Annotated in this window: 1 pseudogene; it reads left to right on the plus strand. The window is 74.2% G+C overall.

The features are described from left to right. Positions 1-446 (plus strand): annotated as a pseudogene (locus D588_RS25645) (ferrous iron transporter B); the annotation flags it as partial.

Consider the following 446-nt stretch of genomic DNA (forward strand, 5'->3'; position numbering starts at 1 on the left):
CCGGCCGCCGCGGCGCCGGCCGCCGCCGCTGGCGCACGCCTGGAAATCGCGCCGGCGGTGCCGGCGACGCGCCGCGAGGCGGGAACCAAGTCCGGCACCGGTGCCGGCGACGAAGGAGACATGGTGGCAGCCCAACAATTGCAGCAGGCGCGCGAAGACCTCGCGGCACGCGATGCCGAGGTCCAGGAACTGCGTTCGCGGGTGGAGCAGCTCGAAAAGCTCAAGTCCCAGCAGCAGCAACTGATCGCGTTGAAGGACAGCGACCTGGCTGCGGCGCAGAAGCGCCTGGCCCAGGCCGGGAAGGCGGCGCCAGCGGCCGCGCCCGCGCAGGCGCAGGCACCGGCCAATGACGGGTTCCCGCTGTGGCTGTGGGGCGGGCTGAGCCTGCTGGTGCTGGGCCTCGGTGCCTGGCTGCTGTCGCGCCGGCGCAAGCCCTCGCCGCTGCC

The organism is Xanthomonas sp. SHU 308 (genome assembly GCF_000364645.1).
Classification (GTDB): Bacteria; Pseudomonadota; Gammaproteobacteria; order Xanthomonadales; family Xanthomonadaceae; genus Xanthomonas_A; species Xanthomonas_A sontii.